We start from the raw sequence: 24,111 nt of genomic DNA, 5'->3' as shown, positions 1-24,111 counted from the left end.
AGGTTAACCACAGACGAACCGCCCATAATTAGATGTAACCTCAACCCCTAGCCAGTCCCATGACCCAAGCCACCCAACAGCGCAAGAAACCGTTTTCTAGCTTTACCTATCGGGAAGCGTTTAAGCATTTAGGCGTGACAGAGTTAACCCGCTGGGACTTAAAGGCTGACCCTGTGCCCCTGAGTGATTTTTTTCGTCAGCGGCTAGAACGTCTGCAACGGTTTGACCTCGAAAGTTTAGAGGTGTCTAAGACTCTGCTCATTGATGCCATTTGTGAGGAGGGGTTAGAGGGCTTTAATCGGCTCAAGATTTGGAAAGGAGCTTACCTGGAAGGAGAAACGGTCTGTGGTAATGCCGACTATCTCATTGCCGAGCGACGGGCCTATCTAGAGGCTCCCTTTGCCTGTGTGATTGAGGCCAAAAAGGATGACTTTGAACAGGGTACGGCACAGTGCTTGGTAGAGATGAAAGCCTGCCAGTGGATTAATCAAGAATTGGGACAGGATTTTACGATCTACGGCATTGTCACCAATGGGGAAGGATGGAAGTTCTACCGATTGAATCGGAATGGGGTGGTGTCTGAGTCCCTACTTTATGGCATTGGTGAGTTACCCATTCTGTTGGGGCTATTGCGGGAGTTCTTTCGGATGTGTGAGCAGAATTTAAATAAACAATGCGGGTGACACATGTAAAAATGAGCCTAAAATTTTGGTTTGGGTTTTGCTGATAGTTCGCTTGCTATTCACAATTTCAGAGACTAATCCCCTAGAAGTAATTCATGGTTCTAAATCAGCTTGCTTGAGATCTTTAGCGTTCATGAGATGGCGTAAAATATCGTGGGGTGCCGAGGAAATTGAGCGACTTATAGGCAGCCGCACGGGGGTAAGCCCTGGCGCTATGTGCTGATTCCCCATGATGCCATTGCCGAAAATATGCCCCTAAACGGATTAGGCCAGTTCCATAGCTAGGTACGGTTGATCAACGGATGGCTCAACCCACGGCAAGGAAGAAAAACCATAACATCACCTACACCCAGGCGGTGGTGATATCGCTGGGGTCAAACCGTAACGGTGATTGCCTGACACTTCACCCTACAGGCGGTTATGGAAAGAGGCCCAGACCGAGCTGGTTGTAGCCGCCCAAAAACATCAGCCACACAAACACCACCAGCCAGTGCATGGCCACGGGCACCCAGCCCGACCCAGAGGCCCAGTAGGCCAGGGTGCAGATCAGCCCCAGCAGCGTGGCCGCAAAGAGAAACAGGGGCGTTACAAAGGTGGGAAAGCCCTGGGGATAGAGGGTTAGGCTGCTGAGCACATGCATCAGCACAAACAGGCCCAGCATGGGTAGGGCCACTAGCCAGCGCTTCTTGGGGGAGAGGATTTCCGTTTTGTGGGGCAGCATCAGCACCCGCCAAAAGCCTTCCTCGGTGAGGGCTGGAATGATCAAGACGCGCCCCGCCAGCCGCCAGCCCTGCCCCCAGGGGAGCGCCACCTCCGGGGTGAGCCACTGGCTCCATAGTCCTAGGGGCAAGACCAGCAGGCTGAAGGCCAAGAGCAGCCCTGCCGCCAAGGCCCAATCCGACCAGCGGGGGCGAGTTTTGACGGCCATCCAGACCCGGTGGGCGCTAATGCGAAGGGCAATGTAAAGGCGCAGGCGTAGGTAATTCAAAGGTAATTCAAAGGTAACTCAGGGGACTGGCAAAGCTGGGGTGGGCGAATCGGTCTAAGCCCATGGTAATCATCCTGCCGTTGAATCTGCCCCCCAACGTTTTAGACTCATAACGGTACTCCTACGGTCTTTTCTAGCCCTTGGCCCGATGTCTATCCCCGCTTCTGCCGCTAACCACCCTGACGACCGGGGGCACTTGCTCACCGAACAGGCCAACCCCCGCAGCGCCCAGTTGGATCAACTCAGCCCGCTGGAACTGGTAGATTTGTTTAACCAGGAGGATCAGCGTACCCTGGAGGCCATTGCAGCGGCCCGCGAACCCCTAGCCCAGGCTATCGCTACCATTACCACCGCCCTGCGCCAGGGGGGTCGGTTATTCTACATTGGGGCGGGCACCAGCGGGCGGTTGGGGGTGTTGGATGCGGCGGAATGTCCACCCACCTTTTGCACCCCACCAGATCTCGTGCAGGGTATTTTAGCGGGTGGCCCTGCGGCCTTGATCCGCAGTTCTGAAGGGCTAGAAGATATTTTTGAGGACGGGGAAGCCGCCATGGCGGATCGCCAGGTCAACGCCCTGGATGTGGTGGTGGGCATCACCGCCGGAGGCACCACGCCCTACGTTAAAGGTGCCCTCCACGCCGCCCGTCAGCGAGGGGCCAAGACGGTCTTTATCGCCTGTGTGCCCGCCGACCAAGTGCCCGCCGAGGTGGATATCGACATTCGCCTTCTGGTGGGGCCAGAACTGCTGGCGGGGTCTACCCGACTCAAGGCAGGCACCGTCACCAAAATGGCCCTGAATATTCTCTCCACTGGGGCCATGGTGCGCCTGGGCAAGGTCTACGGCAACCGCATGGTGGATGTGGCCGTCACCAATAGCAAACTCCGAGATCGCGCTCTGCGGATTCTCTGCGACCTCACTGACCTAGATCGCGCCGCCGCCGCCGAATTACTCGACCGCAGCGGCCAACAGGTAAAACTGGCCCTGATGATGCACCTCGGCCACCTGGACGCCGACACCGCCCAAGCCCAGCTTACCGCCCACCAGGGGCAACTCAGACCTGCCCTCGCCGCCGCTGAGGGGTCGTGACCCAGGATCGACTAACCTGGGTGGAGTATTCTGGGCATCGCGTAAACTGGGGCTATGACTGCCGATTCCCTCGAACCCACTCCCTTAACCGAAATTGCCCTCCAGCCCCCGTCCAAGCCGGATGCGGGGTTGGCACCGCTGTTGCTGACGGTGATTGAGCTGGTGCGCCAACTGATGGAAGCCCAGGTGATCCGCCGCATGGAGGGGGGCGACCTCAGTGATGACGACCTGGATCGGGCCTCGGAAAGCCTAACCAAGCTAGAGGAACAGGTGGTGCGCCTCTGCGACATTTTTGAGGTAGATCCGGCGGATCTCAACATCGACCTGGGGGAAATTGGCACCCTCTTACCCAGGGCGGGCCACTACTATCCAGGGGAAACCTCCCAAAGCCCAACCATTTTGGAGCTTTTGGATCGCCTGCTGGATACGGGAGTGGTGGTGGAGGGCAACGTGGAACTGGGCATGGCCCAACTCAATCTCATTCACGCCAAACTGCGGCTGGTGCTCACCTCCCAGCCGATGTAGCCGCCCTAATCTACCACGGGGCTGCCGTGGTGGTGGATCATATACCAACGTCCGGCCATACGCTCAAAGCCGTTGGTGGCCATGGATCGAGCCTGGAGCCGTCGGCCTTGGCTAATTTGCAGCACATTTTCCACCAGCACTACGTAGGCCAGGTCGCCGCTGACCTCCACCGTGAGAATGTCAGTGTCAATTTCTAGATAGCTGGTGTTGGAGAAAATCCTGGCCCAGGCGTCGCGAATCTCCTCCCAGCCTTTCAGGGCGTCGCGGCCTGGATGGATGCAGAGACAGCCCATGCCCTTCGACCAGATCGCCTCCATCGCTTCCAGGTCTTTTTTTTCAAAACAGCGGTAGAACGCCTGATTGGCGGCTAAAACCAATTCCCGATCACCAGCCATAGGAGTCTCACTGATAAGATACAAGGGCTTTTCTCGCTCTCCCATCTTGAGCATAGCTAACCACACTGGGGTCTAACCACCACGGTGGCCCAAACTACGGTTCCCCAACCGCTAGGCCCAAGGGCCGATTCCCCTAGCCCTCTCCCTGCCTCCTATCGCTGAAACCGCTTCCTATGTTGACCCTAGACAACCTCTGTAAATCCTATGGATCGAAGCCCGTCCTGCAACAGTTGAGCTTGGCCCTAGAGCCGGGGGAGGTCTATGGCTTGCTGGGGCCAAACGGGGCCGGAAAAACCACCACCATCAACATCATCTGTGGGCTGCTGAAGGCCGATGCCGGGGCCGTTTACCTGAATGGCCAACCCGCCAATGCCCGTACCAAGCGCCAGATCGGCATCGTGCCCCAGAGCAACCTGCTCTACACCAGCCTCTCCTGCCGGGATAATTTGGCCTTCCTAGGGCGGCTCTACGGCCTGTCTCGCCAGGAATGCCAACGACGCATTGAGGTTTGTCTAGAGTCGGTGAATTTGCTAGACAAACGCCACACCCCGGTGGAGCGTCTCAGCGGGGGGATGCAACGCCGCCTCAGCCTTGCCGCCGCCATGCTCCACAAACCCCAACTGGTGATTTTGGACGAACCCACCACCGGACTAGACATCGAAGCCCGCCAAGAGGTCTGGCAACTGATTCGCCAACTGAAGGACATGGGGGTGACGGTGCTGCTCACCAGCCATTTGTTCGATGAGGTGGAGCGGCTTTGCCAACGCATTGGCATCCTGCGCCAGGGGCAAATTGTGGCCGAGGGAAGCCTAGAAGCCCTACGACAGACCATTCCAGCCCACGAAATTGTCACCCTCGACACCCCCGACCCCGACAGTGCCCTGCGGCGGGGCCAGCAATTGGGCTATGCCCACCGCTACTATGGCGGCGAACTGGCCTTTTGGGTGCCCGACCAGCCCGACCTCAAGGAACTGATCGCCCGCTTTGATGGGGTGCCCCTAGAATCCATCGCTCGCCACCCCGTCAAGCTAGAGCACGTCTACCTAGAGGTAACCCGGCAGCCCACCGACGATCAGCCCATCCCCCCCGAAATGCTGTCCTCCGTGGGTTAGGAACAGGGACTTGAGGCCAATCACGGCCCTGGGTTTCCGGCAGGATTTCCGTATAAGATGAGAACAGCGGTTACATCCCTTCATAATTTCCTCCCCCCGTTAACCCTATGTCGTTCTTTCGGTCCTACATTGCGCCCCTGCTGATTGTGCTAATTTTCGCCGTGGCCATGCTAGCGGTCAGCGCTCGCATCTTTTTGCCCAGCGACATGATGGCCCCCGCCCCCATCGAAGAACCCGTGTCGATCCGGCCCGTTGTTCCCCTAGCCTCCAGCGATGGCGTGGTGTCCGACCTCTCCGAGTTCATCCACGGCCCCGCCGCCTACCAAGTGGAGGGCTAGTCTAGGGTTTCCACCACTTCGTCCCACCGCATACTGAAGGGGGGCAACCAGCCGCGCAGATAATAGTACAGGGAGGACAGGAGTTCCTCCCAGTAGCGAGTGGTAACGCGCAACGCCCCCACATTGGGCACCAGATCGGCAAAGCGGGCCAGGGTACCGTCGGCATCGCTGCGGGGGACCCCATAGAGCTCCGTGGGCCAAGCCACCACTTGCAGGCCGTCATTTTCAAAGGCGAGGGCGGCTCGGCGCATCGTCAAGGCTGGGGTGACCAACACCACCCGACTGGCGGTGCGGTTGTCGCGTTCGTTGCGGCGTTCGCCTCGCGCCAGGGGGGTAAAGATCTGTTGGTCGGCCAAAAAGCTTTTTTGGTCTTCCACGGTGCCGCGAATATCCATGCCGCTGTTGATGATGCGAATGCTGGCATCGGGAATGCCGCGATTGATCAACCGTTGCCGGATCGACTGGTTCAACTGCTGGCCAAGGTCGCTGTTGGTATCCCTGGCCCCGGCGGTCACCGTCACTAGGGGATTGGCCACCGCCACCCGGCCATAGACATCGGCAGCACTGTTCAGGCGCGACACCAAAATCGGGTCTAGGGGCACATCGGAATCGCTCTGGCTAGGCAGGGTATTGGACACCTGAAAGGCATCGGCATTGTCGCCCACAATCACCATGGCCCTCGCCAACTGCACAGGCAGGGCATCGGCCACGGCACAAAAATTGCTGCTACAGAGCATTCGCTGATTATCGTAGGCCCGCTGCACCGACTCCTCCGCCTGCACCGAGAGCCCCCGCGCCACCAGGGGCGTACTGCTCACCCACAACACCGCTAGGGCGGCCACCACCAGTTTGCCCTCCACCTTCTTCAACCCCTTGGTGAGGGACAACACCAGCATGGTAATTGTGGCCCCTAGGGGCGTGAGCGGCAGGGCAATCATCTGCCAAAAGGTGCCCACGGTGCGGTCGTTGGGGTCCAGAAATGCCGCCGCCACCAGCACTAAAATAATGGCCCCGCCCAGCCAGGTGAGAAACTTTTCCGGGATGAGTTTTTTCACAGCCCACCACAGGCCGTAGCCAATGGCTAGCCACAGCAATAATCGGGTGAGCAAATTCAAAATATCCATGCTCAATCCATGCTCAATCCATGCTCAGGCGTTTGGGGATGGGCAATGCCTCCCTGATAATACTGAGGATTCAAGGTTTTGAAGCGCCTTGGCCCGTCAGGATCAAGGGCGGGGCTGAGCCATCGGGGTATGGGTGTAAATCTAGAGACTTCCCAAAGAATCAACGGTTCGGCCCTGGGGTGGGGGATAAATTCATTAGGATCGAAGGACAACTATAGCGTCTGACTGGATGGCCTGGGGCGCACTACGCAGGAGGATTATGGCTACCCAGGATCAAGTGAGGGAATTTTTGGCCCACTGGTTTCAGTTGGGCAAGCCCGTGGTGCTGGCGGAGGATCGGGGGGAATGCCTGCCGTCGCCGATCTACTACAAGGGCGGCTATAGCCAATCCTTTGAGAATTGCTGGCATCAAATTATGGTGACTAGTGGCCAGGGCTGCTACCTCCAGGGCACCACCCAAAGCATTGCCACGATGCTCACTCCCGCCTGGGACATTGCCGCCTGTGCCCGCTGCGAGATGCCCGTCGCCATTCCCATTTTGGGCCTGAATACCTGCCCCTGTCCCTGCCACGATCTCCACACTTGGCCCAACACGGAGGTGCCCATGCCGCGCCCTGCGGTGGATGAGGAACAACACCTCAGCGACCTTCAGGATCGCCTAGAACAGGTGGCGGAACAACCACCCCTGTTGCCCCGCTGCTCCTACGAAGCGGAGGACACCAACGTTTTTTCCTCCTGGCGTAAGATGTCGTGAATTAAAAAGTCTTGGGCCATGAGGGTGTTGGGAAAAATCGCCCTGGCTTCCGCCAACAAATCCGAGAGTTGGATGCTGTTGCCCGGAGCATAGCGGGGGCTGAAGTGGGTCATGATCAACTGCTGCACCTGGGCTCCTAGGGCCACTTGGGCCGCCATGGTGGAGGTGGAGTGCAGTCGTTGGTAGGCCAGATCAGCGTCCTGGTGGGCAAAGGTGGCTTCGTGGATCAACACATCCGCCCCCTGGGCTAGATCCACCGCTCGGTCGCAGTAAATGGTGTCGGTGCAGTAGACCAGCTTTCGCCCCACCAGGTCTGGCCCGCAGAGGTCGGCTCCGTTGATCACCCGACCATCCTCCAGCGTGACCCGTTTGCCCTGCTTGAGCTGTCCGTAGATCGGCCCAGAGGGAATCCCCAACGCCTTGGCCCGTTCCACGTCAAACCGACCCGGACGATCCCGTTCCTCCACTCGATAGCCATAGGCGGGTACCCGGTGCTCCAGGCGATTACACACCACCCGAAACTCCTCATCCTCAAACACCAGACCAGGCTCCACGGCATGGATTTTAATCGGCAGGGTGAAGTGGGTTTGGGAATAGCGGCGACAGGCTTGCAGATAGTCGTTCAGGGGCTTGGGGCCATAGATATCAATGCGCTGCTGCCGATTGCCCGCCAGTCCGCAACTGGCCAACAGTCCCATCAGGCCAAAAATATGGTCGCCGTGCATGTGGGTGATGAAAATGCGGCGAATTTGGCTGGATTTGAACTCACTGCGCAAAAACTGATGCTGGGTGCCCTCGCCACAGTCAAACAGCCACACCTCCGCCCGCTGGGGCAACCGCAGCGCCACACTCGACACATTGCGGGATCGGGTGGGTACCCCAGAACTCGTCCCCAAAAACGTAATTTGCACGGGTCGTCCACGCCATCGACAACTACTCCCCTATCTTGTCACAACCCCATCCTTCCCGTACCGAGGTTTAGCTTACTTCCCATCAGGGTGGGCTTTCAGGGCATCAGGCCGCTGAGCTTAACCCGAACTGAAGTTAACCTTGATCCCAGTTCGGGAAACGCGAAGCAGTCGTCCCTGGGTCGCTATCCTAGGGCACTTGAAGAACCCTGGGATAGCGGCTGAATAGAGGGTTGATTTGGGTCGTGGCCTAGGTGGCGAGGTAGCGCGAGACGGTGCCAGAAATATAGTCCGTCCAGTGATCCACTAGGTCTTGCTGGATGGCTTCCACCATGACGCGAATCACGGGCTCGGTACCGGAGGGACGCACGAGGACACGGCCTTCGGAGCCCATGGCGGCTTCGGCCTCGGCGATGGCCCGCTGCACGGGGTCGCAGTCTTGCCAGTTCATCCGCCGTTCCCGGTCGGTGACGCGGATGTTTTGCAGGCGCTGGGGATAGGTTTGGAAGCTTTGGTCAATCAACGCCGAGAGGGAACCGCCCAGATGTTGCACCAGGGAGGCGAGATGCAGGGCGGTGAGGATGCCGTCGCCCGTGAGGCTGTAGTGGTGGCAGAGGATGTGGCCGGACTGTTCGCCGCCCAGTTTGGCCCCTCGGTTCACCATTTCGGCATGGACGTACTGGTCGCCCACCTTAGTCCGTACCAGGGTGCCGCCCAGTTTTTCCCAGGCCCGCTCAAAGCCCAGGTTGGCCATTACCGTGGAAATGATGGTGTTGTCGGGCAGGCGGTTTTGGGCTTGCAGGTGCTGGCCCCAGAGGTAGAGGATATAGTCGCCATCCACCACGCGGCCCTCGGCGTCGATGGCCATCACCCGGTCGGCATCGCCATCGAAGGCAAATCCGAGATCGGCTCCGTGGGCTTTGACGGCGGCTTTAATGGGCTCTAGGTGGGTGGATCCGCAGTGGACGTTAATTTGGTTGCCGTCGGGACTGCCGTGGAGGATCACCACCTCGGCCCCGGTGGCTTGGAAGACCTGTTCGGCCAAGCGCGTCGCGGAGCCCCAGGCCAGGTCTAGCACCACCTTCATGCCGCGCAGATCCAGGTTAGGTAGCAGCGGTTCTTGCAGAAAACTAATGTAGCGGTTCACCAGTTCGGGCCGATAGTAGCATTGCCCCCAACCGGGACTGGGGGCTTGGTTCAGCCCTTCGGTGTGGCCGCGCAGGGCCGCTTCAATGGTGGCCTGGAGGGTGCTGCTGAGCTTGGTGCCGTCGCCACCGAAGAATTTGATGCCGTTATCCTCTGGGGGGTTGTGGCTAGCGGAAACCATAATGCCGCCGATGGCATCGCAGGATTCGGCCAGGTAGGCCACCGTGGGGGTGGGACACAGCCCCAAATGCCACACATCCAGCCCCGCCGAGGTCAGCCCCGCCGAGAGGGCCGTGGCCAGCATATGCCCAGAGTTGCGAGAATCTTGACCGACGATGATGGGGCCGTGGGCCTTCCCTTGGCTACGGAGCACCTGCCCCGCCCAATAGCCCACCTCCATCGCCAGGGGAGCCGTCAGCAAATCCCCTGCCTTGCCGCGAATGCCGTCGGTACCAAACAGGGGGGTGTTGGGCAGTTGTAAACCCACCAATGCCCCCGCAAAATCTTGGGAACGCTCTCGCTGCCCAACGGGAGCACTTCCCGTAGGCCGAACCGGAGAACTTACCATAATCGTTTCCTCATCACACACACTCAGAATGGAGAATATCACCTCTGTCTTAGGATGAAACTAGCGCCCTGTGCCAGTTCCCTTGTCCATACCAGATTTCCCTCGTTATCTATGCCGGATTTCATCACCCCAGATCCCCCTGCCGAACCCTGTCCTGAGGTCTCCCTGACCGCAGGCATTGCCCTGTTTAACCAGGGTCAATATTACGACTGCCACGATGTGCTAGAAGCAATCTGGATGGAAGCAGAATCCATGGAAAAACCGTTTTATCAGGGCATTTTGCAAGTTGCCGTGGGGCTGTATCACCTGGGCAACCAAAACTGGCGCGGAGCCACGATTTTGTTAGGTGAAGGCGTCAACCGTTTGCGCCCCTTTGAACCCAGCTATGGCGGCGTCGCCGTGGCCGATTTAGTGGATCTGGGTTGGGCGTGGCTGGTGGCGCTGCAACACACCGGAATCGACCGAGTGGCGGATCTGGCTCAGAGCTTGGCTCAAACCCAACAAACGGGGATGCCCCAGGTCGTTACGGTGGCCGATCAGTCGATGACACTTCCCGTCCCTGTGATTGGGATGACAGAACCCACCGCAGCCTAGGACATCCAGCATCCACAGCTTGGGAGAACGCACCTCCGACAGGGATGACAAAGTATGCCCCCTGTCAACGACGATGGCATGGAGTGGTACGAAAGTTTACATGAGCGCCCTGCTAGGATAGGCGATGGGGGTGATCCCCAGAGGAGGCCGATGCGGGAGAGGATGGGGCGATGCAAATTTACTTAGACTACAGTGCCACCACGCCGCCGCGCCCGGAGGTGATCGCCGCCATGCAGTCGGTGATGACGGAACAGTGGGGCAATCCCTCCAGCCTGCACCAGTGGGGTAACCGATCCGCCACCGTCCTAGAACAGGCCCGTGCCCAGGTGGCGGATCTCATCAACGCCAGCCTAGACTCGATGATTTTCACCGCTGGCGGCACCGAGGCCGATAACCTGGCCCTGTTGGGCGTTGCCCACACCTTTGATCAGCCCCAACACTTGATCATTTCCTCGGTGGAACATTCCGCCATCGCCAAGCCCACTGAATTCCTCGAAACCCAGGGCTGGCAGGTCACTCGCTTGCCTGTGGATCGCCGGGGGCGGGTGCACCCAGAGGTGCTGCGTCGTGCCCTGCGTAGCAACACGGTACTGGTGTCGATCATCTACGGCCAAAGTGAGGTGGGCACCCTGCAACCTATCGCCCAACTGGGCCAAATCGCCCGCGACCACGGGGCCATTTTCCACACCGATGCCGTTCAGGTGGCCGGACGCCTGCCCCTGGATGTGCAAACCCTACCCGTGGATTTGCTTTCCCTCTCCAGCCACAAGATCTATGGCCCCCAGGGGGTGGGGGCACTGTACGTGCGGCCTGGGATATCGTTGCAGCCGCTCCTGGGGGGTGGGGGCCAGGAATACAAACTGCGGCCGGGCACCCAAGCACTTCCTAACATTGCTGGATTTGGCGTAGCCGCAACCTTGGCCCGCCAAGACCTGGCCCAGGAATGTCAACGGCTGACGGCCCTACGGGATCGCCTGTTTGCCGCCCTGGCGGATGTTCCCGGCCTAGTGCCCACGGGAGATTTAGACCACCGCCTGCCCCACCACGCAAGTTTTTGCCTAACTAGCGGCGATGGGGATCACGTGAGCGGCAAAACCCTAGTACGCCAAATGAACCTAGCGGGCATTGGCATTAGCGCTGGGTCGGCCTGCAATAGCGGCACCCTCACCCCCAGCCCCATCCTCACGGCCATGGGCTACAGCGATGCAGCGGCCAAATGCGGCATTCGGCTCAGCCTAGGCCGCCACACCACCCCCGAAGATATTGACTGGGTGGCCCTTGTCCTGAAACAGGTGATCACCCGATCCCTAGACGCCCTTCTGACCCAGGTTTAGAGACCGCCTAGGTTGGGTAGATCGCAAAGTCCCCGCAGACCTCACCCCAAATCCCTCTCCCAGAACGTTGAAAGGCTTCCGGCTCCCAGGAGGGAGAGGGGCTGGGGGTGAGGGCTGGATCATGGCAAAAGAGCATGTTTGTGATCTGCTGATACTGAATCCGGCTTATTTGCCCCCGGTATCAGCGGGCGAGGAGACCTCGCCCCTACGGTTTACTGGGCTAGGAATCGGGATTGTCCAACTCGGATTTGGTATGAGGTTGGGTGGCGTGATCGCAGAACCCAAACAGCCCTAACGCCTCGGTAGGTGTTGGGTTCTGTTTGGCTGCATCCAACCTACGCTCATAACTTGGCCTTTTTAACCTCGACTTAACCAGAAGCCAAGATTTCGTTAATGTGAACTCAAACAGTTATTAACACGACCGGGGTAGCATACCCCCTGTAAACCGTAGGCCGTTTGACCCAGCCGCAGTCTGTTGTGTAAGGCTGAACTAGGTTTTGGTTGAGCTATCAAAGGGGAAATCGCTAAGGATTAATGTTTGTCTTTAGGGTGTTCCTTTGGTTCGCAAAATTCAAGGCACCTATCTGATTTTAAGAATATCTTAAAGAATGCTAAATGGCATTCTCATTGGTGCTTAAGGATGACCAAATCGAGCATTTTCTGAATGTTGTGGAATGGTCTTACGTCTGTGAAAGAGATGGGTGCTTGATTTAAGGAGGTTCTTAAGCCTCCATACTAAGCGCTAGTTAAATTCCGTTGAGTAGAGATAGATCAGACACGGATGGAGATCGGCGTGATAGGCATGGCTTAAACTTGAAGACGATCAGTGTTATATTTGGCTGAGCAAAAGCAGGATACTAGGATGTGATTGGCTTTTGAAATAGGCCATCATCGTTAATTTAGCCTAGGAACTGCTTCCCTGCGTTCAAGACAGCCCTAAGTTTGTCTGTTTGTATTGTGTTTTAGGTGAAACTGAGGAAGCTATGTTGTCCAATCGTTTATTTTCCGTTGGTCGTTCTGGTCTGCTATTAGCAGGTGTGTTGGGTCTGGTGGCCTGTGGTGGCGGCACCCAAACCGGGGGTGGCGCTACCGATACCACCACAGCAGCGGGCGGTTCTGACCTCACTGGGTCTGTGCTGGTGGATGGCTCCAGTACCGTGTTCCCCATCTCCGAGGCCATGGCCGAGGAATTTGGTAAGGCCAATCCGGGCGTGGCGGTCACCGTGGGCGTTTCCGGTACGGGCGGCGGCTTCAAGAAATTCTGCGCGGGCGAAACCGACATCAGCGGTGCCTCTCGCCCCATCAAGCAGGAAGAAATCGACCTGTGTAAAGCGGCTGGCATCGAATTCATTGAACTGCCCATCTCCTTTGATGGTCTCTCTGTAGTGGTACACCCCGACAACGAGTTCGCCCAGTGCCTCACCACCGACGAACTGAAGACCATGTGGGAACCCGCTGCCCAGGGCACCGTCACCAACTGGAACCAGATTCGAGCCGACTTCCCCGATCAGCCCCTTGGTCTGTTTGGCCCTGGTACCGACTCCGGTACCTACGACTTCTTCATGGAAGCGATTGGCGCTGACGGCGAAAGCCGGGGTGACTACACTGCTAGCGAAGACGACAACGTGATCGTGCAGGGTGTATCCACCGATCCCAATGGCCTGGGCTTCTTTGGCTTCGCCTACTACGTGGAAAACTCCGACCGTCTGAAGCTGGTGGAAATCGATGGCGGCACGGGCTGCGTGGCTCCCAGCCCCGAAACCATCGCCGACGGTAGCTACTCTCCCCTCTCTCGGCCTGAGTTCATCTACGTGAAGACCACCTCTCTGGCGGAAAACCCCGCTGTTCAAGCCTTTGTGGACTTCTACCTAGATATGGCCAACGCCTCCCTCATTGAAGAAGTGGGCTATGTGCCCCTGCCCGCCGACATCAATGCCAAGGTACAAGAGCGGGCCGCCAATGCGGTCACGGGTTCGGTGTTTGAGGGCGGCTCTGCTGTGGGCAAGAGCCTAGTGGATCTGCTCTAGTCGTTGTTCTTCGTGACGACCTCTAGTGCCAACCTAAACGGCTAGCGTTTATTGGTGTGAAAGGGGTCAGTGTTGTATCGCGCTGACCCCTTTTGCATTGGCCTAGCCGCCTATCTCTACCTTTCCCTATCGCCAAGAGATGACGCGATGACTACCAACCTTCCGCCCACAGGCCAGTCTGACCTGTGGAAGCCAAACCGAGCCTTGAGCAAGTGGAGCCAGCGGGCCATTGTGGCGCTGTTTGGTGTGTTTGCCTTTATCTCGGTGGCTACCACCATCGGCATTGTGCTGTCGCTATTGTTCGAGGCCGTTGAATTCTTTAAAGAAGTCCCCCTCTGGAATTTTTTGACCGATAAGCAGTGGACGCCGCTGTTTTCTAACCCGCAGTTCGGCATTTTTGTACTGCTCAGCGCCACCTTCCTCACCTCGATCATTGCCATCGTCGTGGCCCTGCCCCTGGGGCTGCTATCGGCCATCTACCTCAGTGAGTATGCCTCGCCGAAGCTGCGCCGCGTCCTCAAGCCTGCCCTAGAGATTTTGGCGGGGGTGCCGTCGGTGGTGTTTGGCTACTTTGCCCTGCTGTTGGTCACGCCATTTTTGCAGCTTTTTGTTCCGGGTCTTTCCGGCTTCAACGGTCTTAGTGCCGGGATTGTGTTGGGCATTTCCATCACGCCGCTGGTGGCTTCCCTCAGTGAGGATGCCATCTACGCCGTGCCGGATTCCCTGCGGAGCGGATCCTACGCCCTCGGCCTCACCAAGCGGGAAACCATCTTTGGGGTGGTACTGCCAGCGGCCTTGTCGGGGATTGTGGCCTCGGTCATCCTAGCGATTTCGCGGGCGGTGGGGGAAACCATGATTGTGTCCCTAGCCGCAGGGCAAAACCCCAATCTCACCCTCAACCCCTTCGTACCGATCATGACCATGACCGCCTACATTGTGCAGGTCAGCTTGGGCGACACCCCGGCGGGGTCCTTGGCCTACAAATCTATCTTTGCGGTGGGGATGACGCTGTTCCTCGTTACCCTCGTCTTCAACATCTTCAGCTTCTGGTACGTGCGTAAGTATAGGGAGACCTACGAATAATGACCTCTCTGTCGCCTCAACCCACGAAAATGGACAAGGGCTGGGACATCGACCAGGAAACCGCCCTTAGCGCCCTTAGCCGCCGCAAGCTGATTGACCAGGTGGTGAAGTACCTCTCCCTGGCCGCAGTGATTTTCTCCCTGGCGGTGCTGGCCATTCTGCTGATCGACGTGCTGATCGACGGTCTCCCCGTCATTAACTGGAACTTCCTCACCAGCTATCCCTCCCGACGGCCCGAAGAAGCGGGCTTGGTATCGGCCCTGGTGGGCACCATTTGGGTCATGGTACTCGTGGCTCTGTTTACCTTCCCCATTGGCGTCGGGGCGGGCCTTTTCCTAGAGGAATTTGTCTCCGATACCTGGTTTGCGAAGGCCATTGAGATCAACATCTCCAACTTGGCCGGGGTACCCTCGATTATCTACGGTCTGCTCGGTCTCCAGGTGTTTGTGCGGTTGATGTTCCCCATCACCCAGGGGCGCAGCATTCTGTCTGGGGCGCTCACCCTATCTCTGCTGGTGCTACCCATTGTGATCATCGCCACCCGCGAATCTCTACGGGCGATCCCCAACAGTCTGCGGCAGGCGGGCTTTGCCCTGGGGGCCACCCGTTGGCAGGTGGTACGTGCCCACATTCTGCCCCTGGCCTTTCCCGGCATTTTGACGGGGGTAATTTTGGCCCTATCCCGCGCCATTGGCGAAACGGCACCGCTGATCACCATCGGAGCCTTGACCTACATTCCCTTCCTACCAGAACTCTCCCTGCGCGGGTTACAAAGCCCCTTTACGGTGCTGCCCATCCAAATTTTCAACTGGGTATCTCGGCCTCAGCCCGCCTTCCACGCCCTATCTGCCGGGGCCATCATCGTGCTGATGGTGATTTTGCTGACGATGAACTCCCTAGCCATTTACCTGCGTAACCGCTTCCAAAAGTAGGGCCGTTTCCCACCCCTGAGAGAACCCACGACGTCTAACTGTAGAAATTTGGTCGCCATGATGTCAGAATCCATCAGTCAGTCTGGGCTTGATACCCCCGTTGAAGAAGCTACCCTGCGGGCCAAAAACGTCAACGTCTACTACGGCTCTTCCCTGGCCGTGCGCGATGTCAGCCTGGATATTTTCAAAAACGAAATCACCGCCTTCATTGGCCCCTCCGGCTGCGGCAAAAGTACCCTACTGCGCTGCTTCAACCGCACCAATGACCTGATCCCAGGGGCACGGGTGGACGGCAAAATTACCATGCACGGCAGCGACCTCTATGGCCCTGATGTAGATCCGGTCTACGTGCGCCGCCGCATTGGTATGGTGTTCCAAAAGCCCAACCCCTTCCCCAAATCGATTTACGAAAACATCACCTTCGCCGCCCGCATCAACGGTTACCAGGGCGACTACGACGAACTGGTGGAGCGCTCCCTTAAATCCGCCGCCCTCTGGGACGAAGTGAAGGACAAACTGAAGGACAGTGGTCTCTCCCTCTCCGGGGGCCAACAGCAGCGCCTCTGCATCGCCCGTGCCATCGCCATCGAGCCAGAGGTGATTTTGATGGACGAACCCTGCTCCGCCCTCGACCCCATCTCCACCCTCAAAATTGAGGAACTGATGCGGGAACTGGAGAAGTTCTACACCATCGTCATCGTCACCCACAACATGCAGCAGGCCCTGCGAATTTCCGACAAAACCGCCTTCTTCAACGCCGAGGCCACCGAATCCGGCGGCAAAGTGGGCTACCTAGTGGAATACGACGACACCGAAAAAATCTTCTCCGACCCTCGCGAAGACGCCACCCGCGACTACGTGCAGGGCCGATTCGGCTAACGGTTTCCTCCCCAGTTTCGTTCCTCCTTCAACGCAATTCGTTGCCCCTGCCGCCTGTTCCCCTAGGAGATGGGGTGTGGCAGGGGCTTTTTTGTCGGTCACAGCAGCCCGGTTTCTTCCCTTGACAACCACCCGTAGCTGCTAGCGATGCGGCTACGACCTAGGCCATGGGCTGGAAGTTGACGATGCGGGCGAAGCTGTCGGGTTCTAGGCTGGCTCCGCCGACCAGGGCACCGTCAATTTCGGGTTGGGCCATTAGTTCATCCACGTTGTTGGGTTTAACGGAACCGCCGTACTGGATGGTGACGTTGGGGTTGGTCAACAATTTGCGAATTTCGCCGATGACACGGTTGGCTTCTTCGGCTTCGCAGGTGTCGCCCGTGCCGATGGCCCAGATCGGTTCGTAGGCGATCACCAGATTATTTTGATCGACATCGACCAAGTCTTTTTCAAGCTGGGTGGCAATCACGGCCTCGGTTTCTCCGGCATCGCGCTGCTGTTTGGTTTCGCCCACGCAGAGGATGGGGATGAGGCCGCATTTTTGGGCTTGCTTCAGGCGTAGGTTAACGGTTGCGTCGGTTTCGCCAAAATACTGACGGCGTTCGCTGTGGCCCACGATCACGTAGCGCACCCCCAGTTCCCGCAGCATATCGCCAGAAATTTCCCCGGTGTAGGCTCCTTCGTCTTCCCAGTGGATATTCTGGGCACCGACCTTAATTCTGGCTCCGTGTAGGCTCTTAGACAGGGCACTGAGGGCGGTGAAGGGCGCACAGAGCACCACACTGCGATCCTCAGGGGTTTCGTTGAGCTGCCCTAAGAACTGCTTCAGAAACTCCAGGGTCTCCGCCTGGGTTTTGTACATTTTCCAGTTGCCAGCAAGAATAATTTTTCGCACGGTGTCTCAGGATTAAAGGGTTTGTCTATGAACTCGCATCATTGCATCCTACTAAGAAAGGCACCCTAGATCAAATTCCTGAACATCGAGGGGGTAGGGATTCGCTTCGTCCTCAGCGATCCCGTAAACCGAGGATTTCAGAGGCGGTTTGCTGGAGGAAAGCGGCATCCTCCGCTGACATGTCGGCTGGGCGGTAGACCAGGCCAACGGGGCTGACCTGCATCAGAAATCCATAGATCACACAGGCGGCGAGGTAGGTGCCGTAGACGGTGGGGTGGGCATCGCTCTCGGCCAGTACCAGATCCGGGCGGCTGCGCTGGGCGCGTTCAAAGGCAAGCCCGACGGGGACGACGTAAACCCCCAGGGTTTGGCCGAGGGCGCTGTAGGCGTTCCATAGGTTGCGGGTGGTGACACCTTTATCCAGGCTATCCTGTCGTTCCCAGGTCATCATTAGGATGGGTTCTGCGCCGCTTTGGCGAATTTCGCCGCTGAGTTTTTCGGCAAAGTCTGCGGAAAAGGACGGGTTGATCACCGGGAGCTGGCTTTGCTCCTGCAACACGACATGAGTCCACCCGCCCTCGCGGATGGCTCGTAGGGTGTCGGGGCTGTTCCAGTGGTCTTGCCAGGAGTAGTTGGGTTGGCTGACGCTGCCCGTTTGGAAGGTGCGGGTAAAGCCACTGAGGTGATAGTTGATGCCGTCGTTGTAGAAGGTCAAACTGTTGCCCACAAACAACACCCGAATCGGGCCTTCGGTGGGGGGCGGCAGGGTAATGGTGGGTTCGGCCTGGGGTCGCTGAAACTGGCAGGCCACGGTAACAAGGGCCACCAGGATCGCCAACATACAAAACTGGGCTATTGCCCTACCGTGGTGATGTCGGTCAGCCATAGCCCAGTCCTGGGTTAAGTGGAATGTCTTGAGCGTTAAGCATCGCCCAATTTACGAACCTTCTGCCCTCACCCTAAATCCCTCTCCCGCCTTGGGAGAGGGACTTTGAATATCCGGCTCCCCTTCTCCTATTTTGGGAGAAGGGGCTGGGGGATGAGGGCAGGAGTTTGCTGCATGGACGACGACTCCTAACGCGCCGCCGCCGCTGCCCGTGCTGCCGCTGCTTCATCGGGGTGGATGTTCAGACGGGTGAGGTTGACGCGGCCCCGACCGTCGATTTCGCGGACTTTGACGATCACCTCGTCGCCCACGTTCACCTCATCCTCCACCTTGGCGACGCGGTAGTCCGCCAGTTGGGAGATGTGGATCATGCCCTCTTGACCGGGCATAAATTCGACGAAGGCACCGATGGGAATCACCCGCATCACCGTGCCCACAAACACGTCGCCAGCGGAGGGCTTGAAGACGATGGCTTCGATCATAGACTTCGCCTGCCGCGCCTTTTCCCCAGACAGACAGGATACGGTGACGGTGCCGTCGTCGTTGATGTCTACCTTGGCTCCGGTTTGCTCGGTGATGGCCTTGATCTTCTTGCCGCCGGGGCCGATCACCATCCCGATCATTTCGGGGTCGATCTTGAAGGTGATCAACTGCGGCGCATACTTCGACATCGTGGTGCGGGGGGTGTCGATGGTGGCCAGCATTTTCTCCAGTATGTGCAGGCGGGCGGGCTTGGCCTGGTTAATGGCTTCGGCGATCACCTTGATGGGCAGTCCGGTGATTTTCATGTCCATTTGCAGGGCGGTGATACCGCTGTCGGTACCTGCCACCTTAAAGTCCATGTCGCCCAGGAAGTCTTCGATCCCCTGAATATCAGTGAGGATGCGCACTTCGTCGCCTTCCTTAATTAGGCCCATGGCGGCACCGCTGACGGGCTTGGTGATCGGAACCCCGGCATCCATCAAGGAAAGCGTAGAACCGCAGACGGAACCCATGGAGGTAGAGCCGTTGGAGGACAGCACCTCAGACACCACCCGAATCACGTAGGGGAAGTCCTCTTTAGGAGGCAGCACGGGCACTAGGGCACGTTCGGCTAGGGCACCGTGGCCAATTTCCCGCCGACCGGGGGAGCGCATGGGCCGCGTCTCACCCACGGAGTAGGGGGGGAAGTTGTAGTGGTGCAGGTAGCGCTTTTCTTCGTCGGGGTGCAGGTCGTCCATCATCTGGGCGTCGCCGGGAGTGCCGAGGGTGACAACGGACATCACCTGGGTGAGCCCCCGCTGGAACAGCCCCGTCCCGTGGACGCGCTCCGGTAGCAGACCCACCTGGCAGTAGATGGGGCGCACCTCGTCCAACTTGCGGCCATCGACGCGAACTTTCTCGTCAATAATTTGCTGACGCATCAGCTTTTTAGTGACGGATTTGTAGGTGTTGCCGAGGGCTTTGCCGTTGGCGGCTACGGCCACTTTCACGGGATGATCTTCTTCTAGCCCGTCGATGGTCGTCACCAGTTCGGCCTTAATGGCGTCTAGCTTTTCGTCCCGCTCCGGCTTGGTGAGGCTAAACTGCTTCAGCACCTCTTTAATGGCGGCACTGGTCTTTTCTTCGATGAAGGTGGCCAGGGTGGGATCGGTTTCCGGTTCCGGCTCCTTGACGATCTCGATGCCCAGTTCCTTGATCAGGTCGAGTTGGGCCTGGATCAGGTCTTGCACCACCTCATAGCCAAAGTCAATGGCTTCGATCATGTCGGCTTCGGGCAGTTGGTTGGCCCCGGCTTCCACCATGATCACACCGTCGGGAGAACCCGCCACAATCAGATCCAGGTCGCCATTTTCCACTTCCTTATAGGTGGGGTTGATGACAAAATCGTCGCCCACGAGGCCCACGCGCACCGCTGCCATCGGCCCATTGAAGGGAATTTTGGCCAGCAGCACCGCCACAGAAGCGCCCGTTGCCGCCAGCACATCGGGGGGCACCTGCTCATCCATGGAGAGGGTGGTGGCCACAATTTGAATGTCGTCCCGCAGCCATTGGGGGAACAGGGGCCGCATGGGGCGGTCGATCAAACGGCTAATCAGCGTCGCCCGCTCCGGCGGACGACCCTCCCGACGCAAAAAGCCACCGGGGATGCGTCCGGCGGCGTAGAGGCGTTCTTCGTAATCTACCAATAGGGGCAAAAAGTCGATTCCTTCGCGGCCTGCGGCACGGGTGGCCGTCACCAAAACGGCGGTCTCCCCCGACTGCACCAGCACCGCACCCCCCGCCTGGGGAGCCAGCAACCCGACCCGCAGCTTAATGTCCCGGCCATCAAAGGATATTGATTTTTCAATTTCTTGCATTGACTTTCTTCGTCCTTCTCGCTAGTTTCAGCGTCTTTGTACGTTCTTTTGCCTGATCCTAGCACTGATGGCCCTTTTGGCCCCCCGACGCCGCCCCCCAGAGACCAAATTAAGAGAAAGACTTAAGGTTTGCTCAACAACCTTAACTTCAGTGGGTGCCCTCAGTCGGCACGTTCATCCCAGGCGGTCGGCAAACTGTAGATCAATATCGCGGTTTGTGCCCCTCTGTCCCGATTTTGCGGTGGGACTCAAATCACCTTCCGATGACCTTACGGATCGGCAAGCCAAAATGCAGGAGTACCTCGACAATGGCCTACAACTGGGCTGGCTGATTGACCCAGAACAACGACAGGTTGAAATCTATCGTCTGGGGCAACCTGTGGAGTGTTTAACTCATCCCAAAACCCTCTCCGATGAAACAGGATTACCCGGATTAAAATAAGTGACCCAGAGTATTAGACCGGAGTTGCCAGAAAAGGACGAACATAGCCTAGGTAGGTATCGGCATCTTCCAGCATGGGGAAATGCCCGGTTTTCTTAACGAGGGCGTACTGGATGTTGGGATTTAGATCAGCGGCTTTCTCACCGAGGGGAGCCGGGGTAATTTGGTCGAATTCCCCGGACACCAGCAGCGTGGGCACCGAAATTTTGGCAAATTCCACGGGCATTACCTCGGTCGCGAGTTTACTGACGGAGGTAAAAATGGTGCCGAGGGCAGTGTCGTAGTCGGCGTTGAGGAAGTCTTCTAAAAAGGCGATTTTTTCGGCGGCGGGGATGGGTTTATGGAGGAATCGCGCCATGAAAAAGCGGGGAGCCAAAGGAATTTTGCCAAGCCACTGGGGACGAAAGGCCACCACATAACCGCCAAAGCGATAGAAGGCATCGAAAGCGGCTTTGTCGTATTCAAAAATGCCGTTGCAGGTGAGGATAGCTTGCTCAACTCGCTGGGGATAGCGGTTCAAAAAGTAGACCGCGACGGAGGCTCCCATGGAGTGGGCGTTGATGGAGACCTTGGCAAGACCGAGGGTGTCTAGCAGAGCGGCCAAATCATCGGCAAAGGTTTCTAGCTCATAGCCCCGTGCTTTTTGGGCGTCCACTTGGTCTGATGCAATGACGGAACGGCCAAAGCCGCGCATATCGTAGAGCAGGCAGTCATAGTCCTGGGAGAGCGCCTCGGCGGTGCTGCGCCAATAGCGAGCCGACCCAGCCCAGCCGTGGACAAACACCATAACGGGTTTAGAGGAATCCGCAGGGCGCGGCGTCTTTGTCCCCACCCACTCATAGTAATGATCGACCTGGTTGACCTGAACGTAGGGCATGGCTAGGCCGACTCAGGGGTGGGGATGGAGGAGGGATGCAGCAGCAAATCCGCCGTAGAGCGCTGTTCCACCATTTCGCGAGTAATCATGCAGCGCTTCAGGTCTTTGCGGGAGGGCAGTTCGTACATCACATCCAGCATCAATTCTTCGATGATGCCGCGCAGGGCACGGGCTCCGGTCTTGCGGCGATAGGCTTCTCGCGCAATGGCTGTGAGGGCGTCGGGCTTGAATTCTAGCTGCACGTTGTCCATCCGCATCAGCTTTTGGAACTGCTTCACTAGGGCGTTCTTCGGCTCGGTGAGGATAGCCACTAAGGACTCTTCATCCAGGGGTTCGACCACCGTAGTGGCGGGAATCCGGCCAATAAATTCAGGGATGAGGCCAAATTTCACCAGATCGTCTGGCTCTAGGTTTTGCAACACGTCCGCCGCCCGTTTTTCGCGGGAAACCTGGGTTTCGCCGGGTTGCACAAAGCCGATGGACTTCTTGCCGATGCGCTGCTCCACGATTTTTTCCAGCCCCACAAAGGCTCCACCGCAGATAAACAAAATATTGCTGGTGTCGATCTGGATGCAGTCTTGGTAGGGATGTTTGCGGCCTCCCTGGGGCGGCACGTTGGCGACGGTGCCCTCCAGCATTTTTAGCAGGGCTTGCTGTACGCCTTCCCCAGAGACATCGCGGGTGATGGAGGGATTTTCGCTCTTACGGGCAATTTTGTCGATTTCGTCGATGTAGATGATGCCGCGCTGGGCCTCTTCCACATCGAGATCGGCCACCTGCAATAGGCGCAGCAGGATGTTTTCCACGTCCTCACCTACGTAACCCGCTTCCGTGAGGGTCGTAGCATCGGCAACGGCAAAGGGCACATCCAGAATCCGGGCCAGGGTTTGGGCCAGCAGGGTTTTGCCGCAGCCCGTGGGGCCAATCAGCAAAATGTTAGATTTTTGCAGCTCGATGGTATCGTCAGTGGACTCGCCCTCCAGGCTTTGGAGGTAGCTGAGGCGCTTGTAGTGGTTATAGACCGCCACAGACAAGACTTTCTTGGCCTCATCCTGACCGATGACATGCTCATCAAGATATTTCTTAATTTCCCTGGGCTTGGGAATTTGGCTCAGGGAGATGGGGGAGGAGGTTCGAGGGCGTTCGCTGGTGGCCATTTCTCGCCGGGGGACGGGTTGGGGGGCGGTCGCTCCCGCATCGAATAACTCCTCGTCTAGAATTTCATTGCACAGGTCAACACATTCGTCGCAGATGTAGACCCCCGGCCCCGCAATGAGTTTGCGCACCTGCTCTTGGGACTTGCCACAAAAGGAGCACTTGAGATGGGAGTCGTACTTAGACATATCTGTGACCCTAATGAAGTGCAGTCATTGCAGGAGGACTGGACAGGGAATGCTGCTCCACCACGCTATCAATCAACCCATATTGCTTGGCATCTTCCGCCGACATATAGAAGTCCCGCTCGGTGTCGGCTTCTACGCGCTCGATGGGTTGCCCTGTATGGTACGCGATCAACTCGTTCAAACGGTTCTTATGGTAAAGAATTTCCTTGGCCTGGATGGCAATGTCCACCGCTTGCCCCTGGGCACCGCCGAGGGGTTGGTGAATCATAATCCGAGAACTGGGCAGCGACAACCGCTTACCCTTGGCCCCAGCGCAGAGCAGGAACGCTCCCATACTCGCGGCTAGGCCAAAGCAAATGGTGACGACATCGGGGCGAATTTGCTGCATGGTGTCGTAGATGGCCATGCCTGCCGTGACGGATCCACCTGGGGAATTGATGTAAATCTGTACATCTTTTTCGGGATCCTCAGCGTCCAGATATAGCAGTTGGGCCACGATGGAATCGGCCACTTCCCCCGTAACTGGGGTGCCCAAAAAGACAATGCGCTCACGGAGAAGCCGAGAGTAAATGTCAAAGGCGCGCTCTCCCCGACCGGATTGCTCGACGACGACGGGCAGCATGTTCTGCAACTGATTGAGGCTGGCAGCGGTAGAACTCAAACTCGTAATCAACCTGTGATCAATGTTCGATGCAATCATAGTGGGTTTGCGGAATATTTCAAGGGTCAGGGGCAAATTAGGGCCATGGGCGATGGTTGCCGCCTCTGGGATCAACACATCTCCCCTATGGTCATTATGCCCCAAAACCCAAGGGCTACCCCGGTGGGGATGGATCTGGCTCAAAAACTAAG

24 protein-coding genes are annotated in these 24,111 nt (G+C 57.8%); 13 read left to right on the top strand and 11 right to left on the bottom strand.

Annotated features, from left to right (window positions below; genetic code table 11):
* Positions 1 to 59: 59 nt before the first annotated feature.
* Complete coding sequence (locus H6G62_RS01545) at positions 60 to 683, top strand: hypothetical protein (protein WP_190492345.1); 624 nt, start codon at positions 60 to 62, stop codon at positions 681 to 683.
* Between the two features lie 418 nt (positions 684 to 1,101).
* On the opposite strand, the gene H6G62_RS01540 is transcribed toward H6G62_RS01545, so the two are convergent.
* Positions 1,102 to 1,671 carry a CPBP family glutamic-type intramembrane protease gene (locus H6G62_RS01540; RefSeq protein ID WP_190492344.1) on the bottom strand — a complete coding sequence of 190 codons (570 nt, stop codon included), beginning with the start codon at positions 1,669 to 1,671 and terminating at the stop codon, positions 1,102 to 1,104.
* A 148-nt stretch (positions 1,672 to 1,819) separates the two neighbouring features.
* Between H6G62_RS01540 and murQ the strand changes: the two genes are divergently transcribed.
* Positions 1,820 to 2,758 (top strand): N-acetylmuramic acid 6-phosphate etherase, encoded by a 939-nt coding sequence (gene murQ, locus H6G62_RS01535; RefSeq protein WP_190492343.1) that lies wholly within the window; start codon positions 1,820 to 1,822, stop codon positions 2,756 to 2,758.
* Between the two features lie 54 nt (positions 2,759 to 2,812).
* On the top strand, positions 2,813 to 3,283 hold the full coding sequence (locus H6G62_RS01530) for a gas vesicle protein K (RefSeq protein ID WP_190492342.1): 471 nt from the start codon (positions 2,813 to 2,815) through the stop codon (positions 3,281 to 3,283).
* Between the two features lie 5 nt (positions 3,284 to 3,288).
* Here the strand turns inward: H6G62_RS01530 and H6G62_RS01525 are convergent, their stop codons facing one another.
* Positions 3,289 to 3,678, bottom strand: coding sequence for a nuclear transport factor 2 family protein (locus H6G62_RS01525; protein ID WP_190492341.1), 390 nt, complete (start codon positions 3,676 to 3,678; stop codon positions 3,289 to 3,291).
* Positions 3,679 to 3,851: 173 nt separating this feature from the next.
* On the opposite strand from H6G62_RS01525, the gene H6G62_RS01520 reads away from it, so the two are divergent.
* Both H6G62_RS01520 and H6G62_RS01515 read left to right on the top strand, forming a co-directional pair.
* Positions 3,852 to 4,790 (top strand): ABC transporter ATP-binding protein, encoded by a 939-nt coding sequence (locus tag H6G62_RS01520; RefSeq protein ID WP_190492340.1) that lies wholly within the window; start codon positions 3,852 to 3,854, stop codon positions 4,788 to 4,790.
* Between the two features lie 107 nt (positions 4,791 to 4,897).
* The gene (locus H6G62_RS01515; RefSeq protein ID WP_190492339.1) at positions 4,898 to 5,128 is read left to right on the top strand and encodes a hypothetical protein; all 231 of its coding nucleotides are present in this window, start codon (positions 4,898 to 4,900) and stop codon (positions 5,126 to 5,128) included.
* On the opposite strand, the gene H6G62_RS01510 is transcribed toward H6G62_RS01515, so the two are convergent.
* The gene (locus H6G62_RS01510; protein ID WP_190492338.1) at positions 5,125 to 6,252 is read right to left on the bottom strand and encodes an ElyC/SanA/YdcF family protein; all 1,128 of its coding nucleotides are present in this window, start codon (positions 6,250 to 6,252) and stop codon (positions 5,125 to 5,127) included. The genes H6G62_RS01515 and H6G62_RS01510 overlap by 4 nt on opposite strands.
* A 259-nt stretch (positions 6,253 to 6,511) precedes the next feature.
* Between H6G62_RS01510 and H6G62_RS01505 the strand changes: the two genes are divergently transcribed.
* The gene (locus tag H6G62_RS01505; protein WP_190492337.1) at positions 6,512 to 7,006 is read left to right on the top strand and encodes a hypothetical protein; all 495 of its coding nucleotides are present in this window, start codon (positions 6,512 to 6,514) and stop codon (positions 7,004 to 7,006) included.
* Here the strand turns inward: H6G62_RS01505 and H6G62_RS01500 are convergent.
* Together H6G62_RS01500 and glmM are read right to left on the bottom strand one after the other, a co-directional pair.
* Positions 6,955 to 7,917 (bottom strand): ribonuclease Z, encoded by a 963-nt coding sequence (locus tag H6G62_RS01500; protein ID WP_190492336.1) that lies wholly within the window; start codon positions 7,915 to 7,917, stop codon positions 6,955 to 6,957. The genes H6G62_RS01505 and H6G62_RS01500 overlap by 52 nt on opposite strands.
* A gap of 247 nt (positions 7,918 to 8,164) precedes the next feature.
* Positions 8,165 to 9,628, bottom strand: coding sequence for a phosphoglucosamine mutase (glmM, locus tag H6G62_RS01495; RefSeq protein ID WP_190492335.1), 1,464 nt, complete (start codon positions 9,626 to 9,628; stop codon positions 8,165 to 8,167).
* A gap of 111 nt (positions 9,629 to 9,739) precedes the next feature.
* On the opposite strand from glmM, the gene H6G62_RS01490 reads away from it, so the two are divergent.
* The 6 genes from H6G62_RS01490 to pstB all read left to right on the top strand — a co-directional run bounded on the left by H6G62_RS01490 (position 9,740) and on the right by pstB (position 16,477).
* Positions 9,740 to 10,222, top strand: a complete 483-nt coding sequence (locus tag H6G62_RS01490; protein ID WP_190492334.1) for a DUF309 domain-containing protein — start codon at positions 9,740 to 9,742, stop codon at positions 10,220 to 10,222.
* Between the two features lie 170 nt (positions 10,223 to 10,392).
* Positions 10,393 to 11,556 (top strand): cysteine desulfurase family protein, encoded by a 1,164-nt coding sequence (locus H6G62_RS01485; RefSeq protein ID WP_190492333.1) that lies wholly within the window; start codon positions 10,393 to 10,395, stop codon positions 11,554 to 11,556.
* 983 nt (positions 11,557 to 12,539) lie between these two features.
* A complete protein-coding gene (locus H6G62_RS01480) occupies positions 12,540 to 13,583 on the top strand; it encodes a PstS family phosphate ABC transporter substrate-binding protein (protein ID WP_190492332.1) in 1,044 nt (347 codons plus the stop codon).
* A gap of 147 nt (positions 13,584 to 13,730) precedes the next feature.
* Complete coding sequence (pstC, locus tag H6G62_RS01475; protein ID WP_190492331.1) at positions 13,731 to 14,666, top strand: phosphate ABC transporter permease subunit PstC; 936 nt, start codon at positions 13,731 to 13,733, stop codon at positions 14,664 to 14,666.
* Positions 14,666 to 15,598: a phosphate ABC transporter permease PstA gene (gene pstA, locus H6G62_RS01470; RefSeq protein ID WP_190492330.1), complete on the top strand. Its 933-nt coding sequence runs from the start codon at positions 14,666 to 14,668 to the stop codon at positions 15,596 to 15,598. Before pstC ends, pstA begins: the two co-directional genes overlap by 1 nt.
* A gap of 57 nt (positions 15,599 to 15,655) precedes the next feature.
* On the top strand, positions 15,656 to 16,477 hold the full coding sequence (gene pstB / locus H6G62_RS01465; RefSeq protein ID WP_190492329.1) for a phosphate ABC transporter ATP-binding protein PstB: 822 nt from the start codon (positions 15,656 to 15,658) through the stop codon (positions 16,475 to 16,477).
* A 160-nt stretch (positions 16,478 to 16,637) separates the two neighbouring features.
* Here the strand turns inward: pstB and tpiA are convergent, their stop codons facing one another.
* From tpiA to H6G62_RS01450, 3 genes are all read right to left on the bottom strand, one after another.
* Entirely contained in the window at positions 16,638 to 17,372 is a 735-nt protein-coding gene (gene tpiA, locus H6G62_RS01460) for a triose-phosphate isomerase (RefSeq protein WP_190492328.1), read from the bottom strand.
* Between the two features lie 112 nt (positions 17,373 to 17,484).
* Positions 17,485 to 18,258 (bottom strand): DUF4886 domain-containing protein, encoded by a 774-nt coding sequence (locus H6G62_RS01455; RefSeq protein WP_190492327.1) that lies wholly within the window; start codon positions 18,256 to 18,258, stop codon positions 17,485 to 17,487.
* A 188-nt stretch (positions 18,259 to 18,446) separates the two neighbouring features.
* Positions 18,447 to 20,597: a polyribonucleotide nucleotidyltransferase gene (locus tag H6G62_RS01450; protein ID WP_190492326.1), complete on the bottom strand. Its 2,151-nt coding sequence runs from the start codon at positions 20,595 to 20,597 to the stop codon at positions 18,447 to 18,449.
* A gap of 67 nt (positions 20,598 to 20,664) precedes the next feature.
* Between H6G62_RS01450 and H6G62_RS28215 the strand changes: the two genes are divergently transcribed.
* Positions 20,665 to 21,039, top strand: a complete 375-nt coding sequence (locus H6G62_RS28215; protein ID WP_190492325.1) for a Uma2 family endonuclease — start codon at positions 20,665 to 20,667, stop codon at positions 21,037 to 21,039.
* Positions 21,040 to 21,052: 13 nt separating this feature from the next.
* On the opposite strand, the gene H6G62_RS01440 is transcribed toward H6G62_RS28215, so the two are convergent.
* The 3 genes from H6G62_RS01440 to clpP are packed head-to-tail and all read right to left on the bottom strand — an operon-like array spanning position 21,053 to position 23,959.
* On the bottom strand, positions 21,053 to 21,916 hold the full coding sequence (locus tag H6G62_RS01440; RefSeq protein ID WP_190492324.1) for an alpha/beta hydrolase: 864 nt from the start codon (positions 21,914 to 21,916) through the stop codon (positions 21,053 to 21,055).
* A 2-nt stretch (positions 21,917 to 21,918) separates the two neighbouring features.
* On the bottom strand, positions 21,919 to 23,259 hold the full coding sequence (gene clpX / locus H6G62_RS01435; RefSeq protein WP_190492323.1) for an ATP-dependent protease ATP-binding subunit ClpX: 1,341 nt from the start codon (positions 23,257 to 23,259) through the stop codon (positions 21,919 to 21,921).
* A gap of 10 nt (positions 23,260 to 23,269) precedes the next feature.
* Positions 23,270 to 23,959, bottom strand: a complete 690-nt coding sequence (gene clpP, locus H6G62_RS01430) for an ATP-dependent Clp endopeptidase proteolytic subunit ClpP (protein WP_277882988.1) — start codon at positions 23,957 to 23,959, stop codon at positions 23,270 to 23,272.
* Positions 23,960 to 24,111: the final 152 nt, after the last annotated feature.

This window comes from Phormidium sp. FACHB-1136, from assembly GCF_014697375.1.
Lineage (GTDB): Bacteria > Cyanobacteriota > Cyanobacteriia > Phormidesmidales > Phormidesmidaceae > Nodosilinea.
This window is presented reverse-complemented; position numbering and strand designations above follow the sequence as displayed.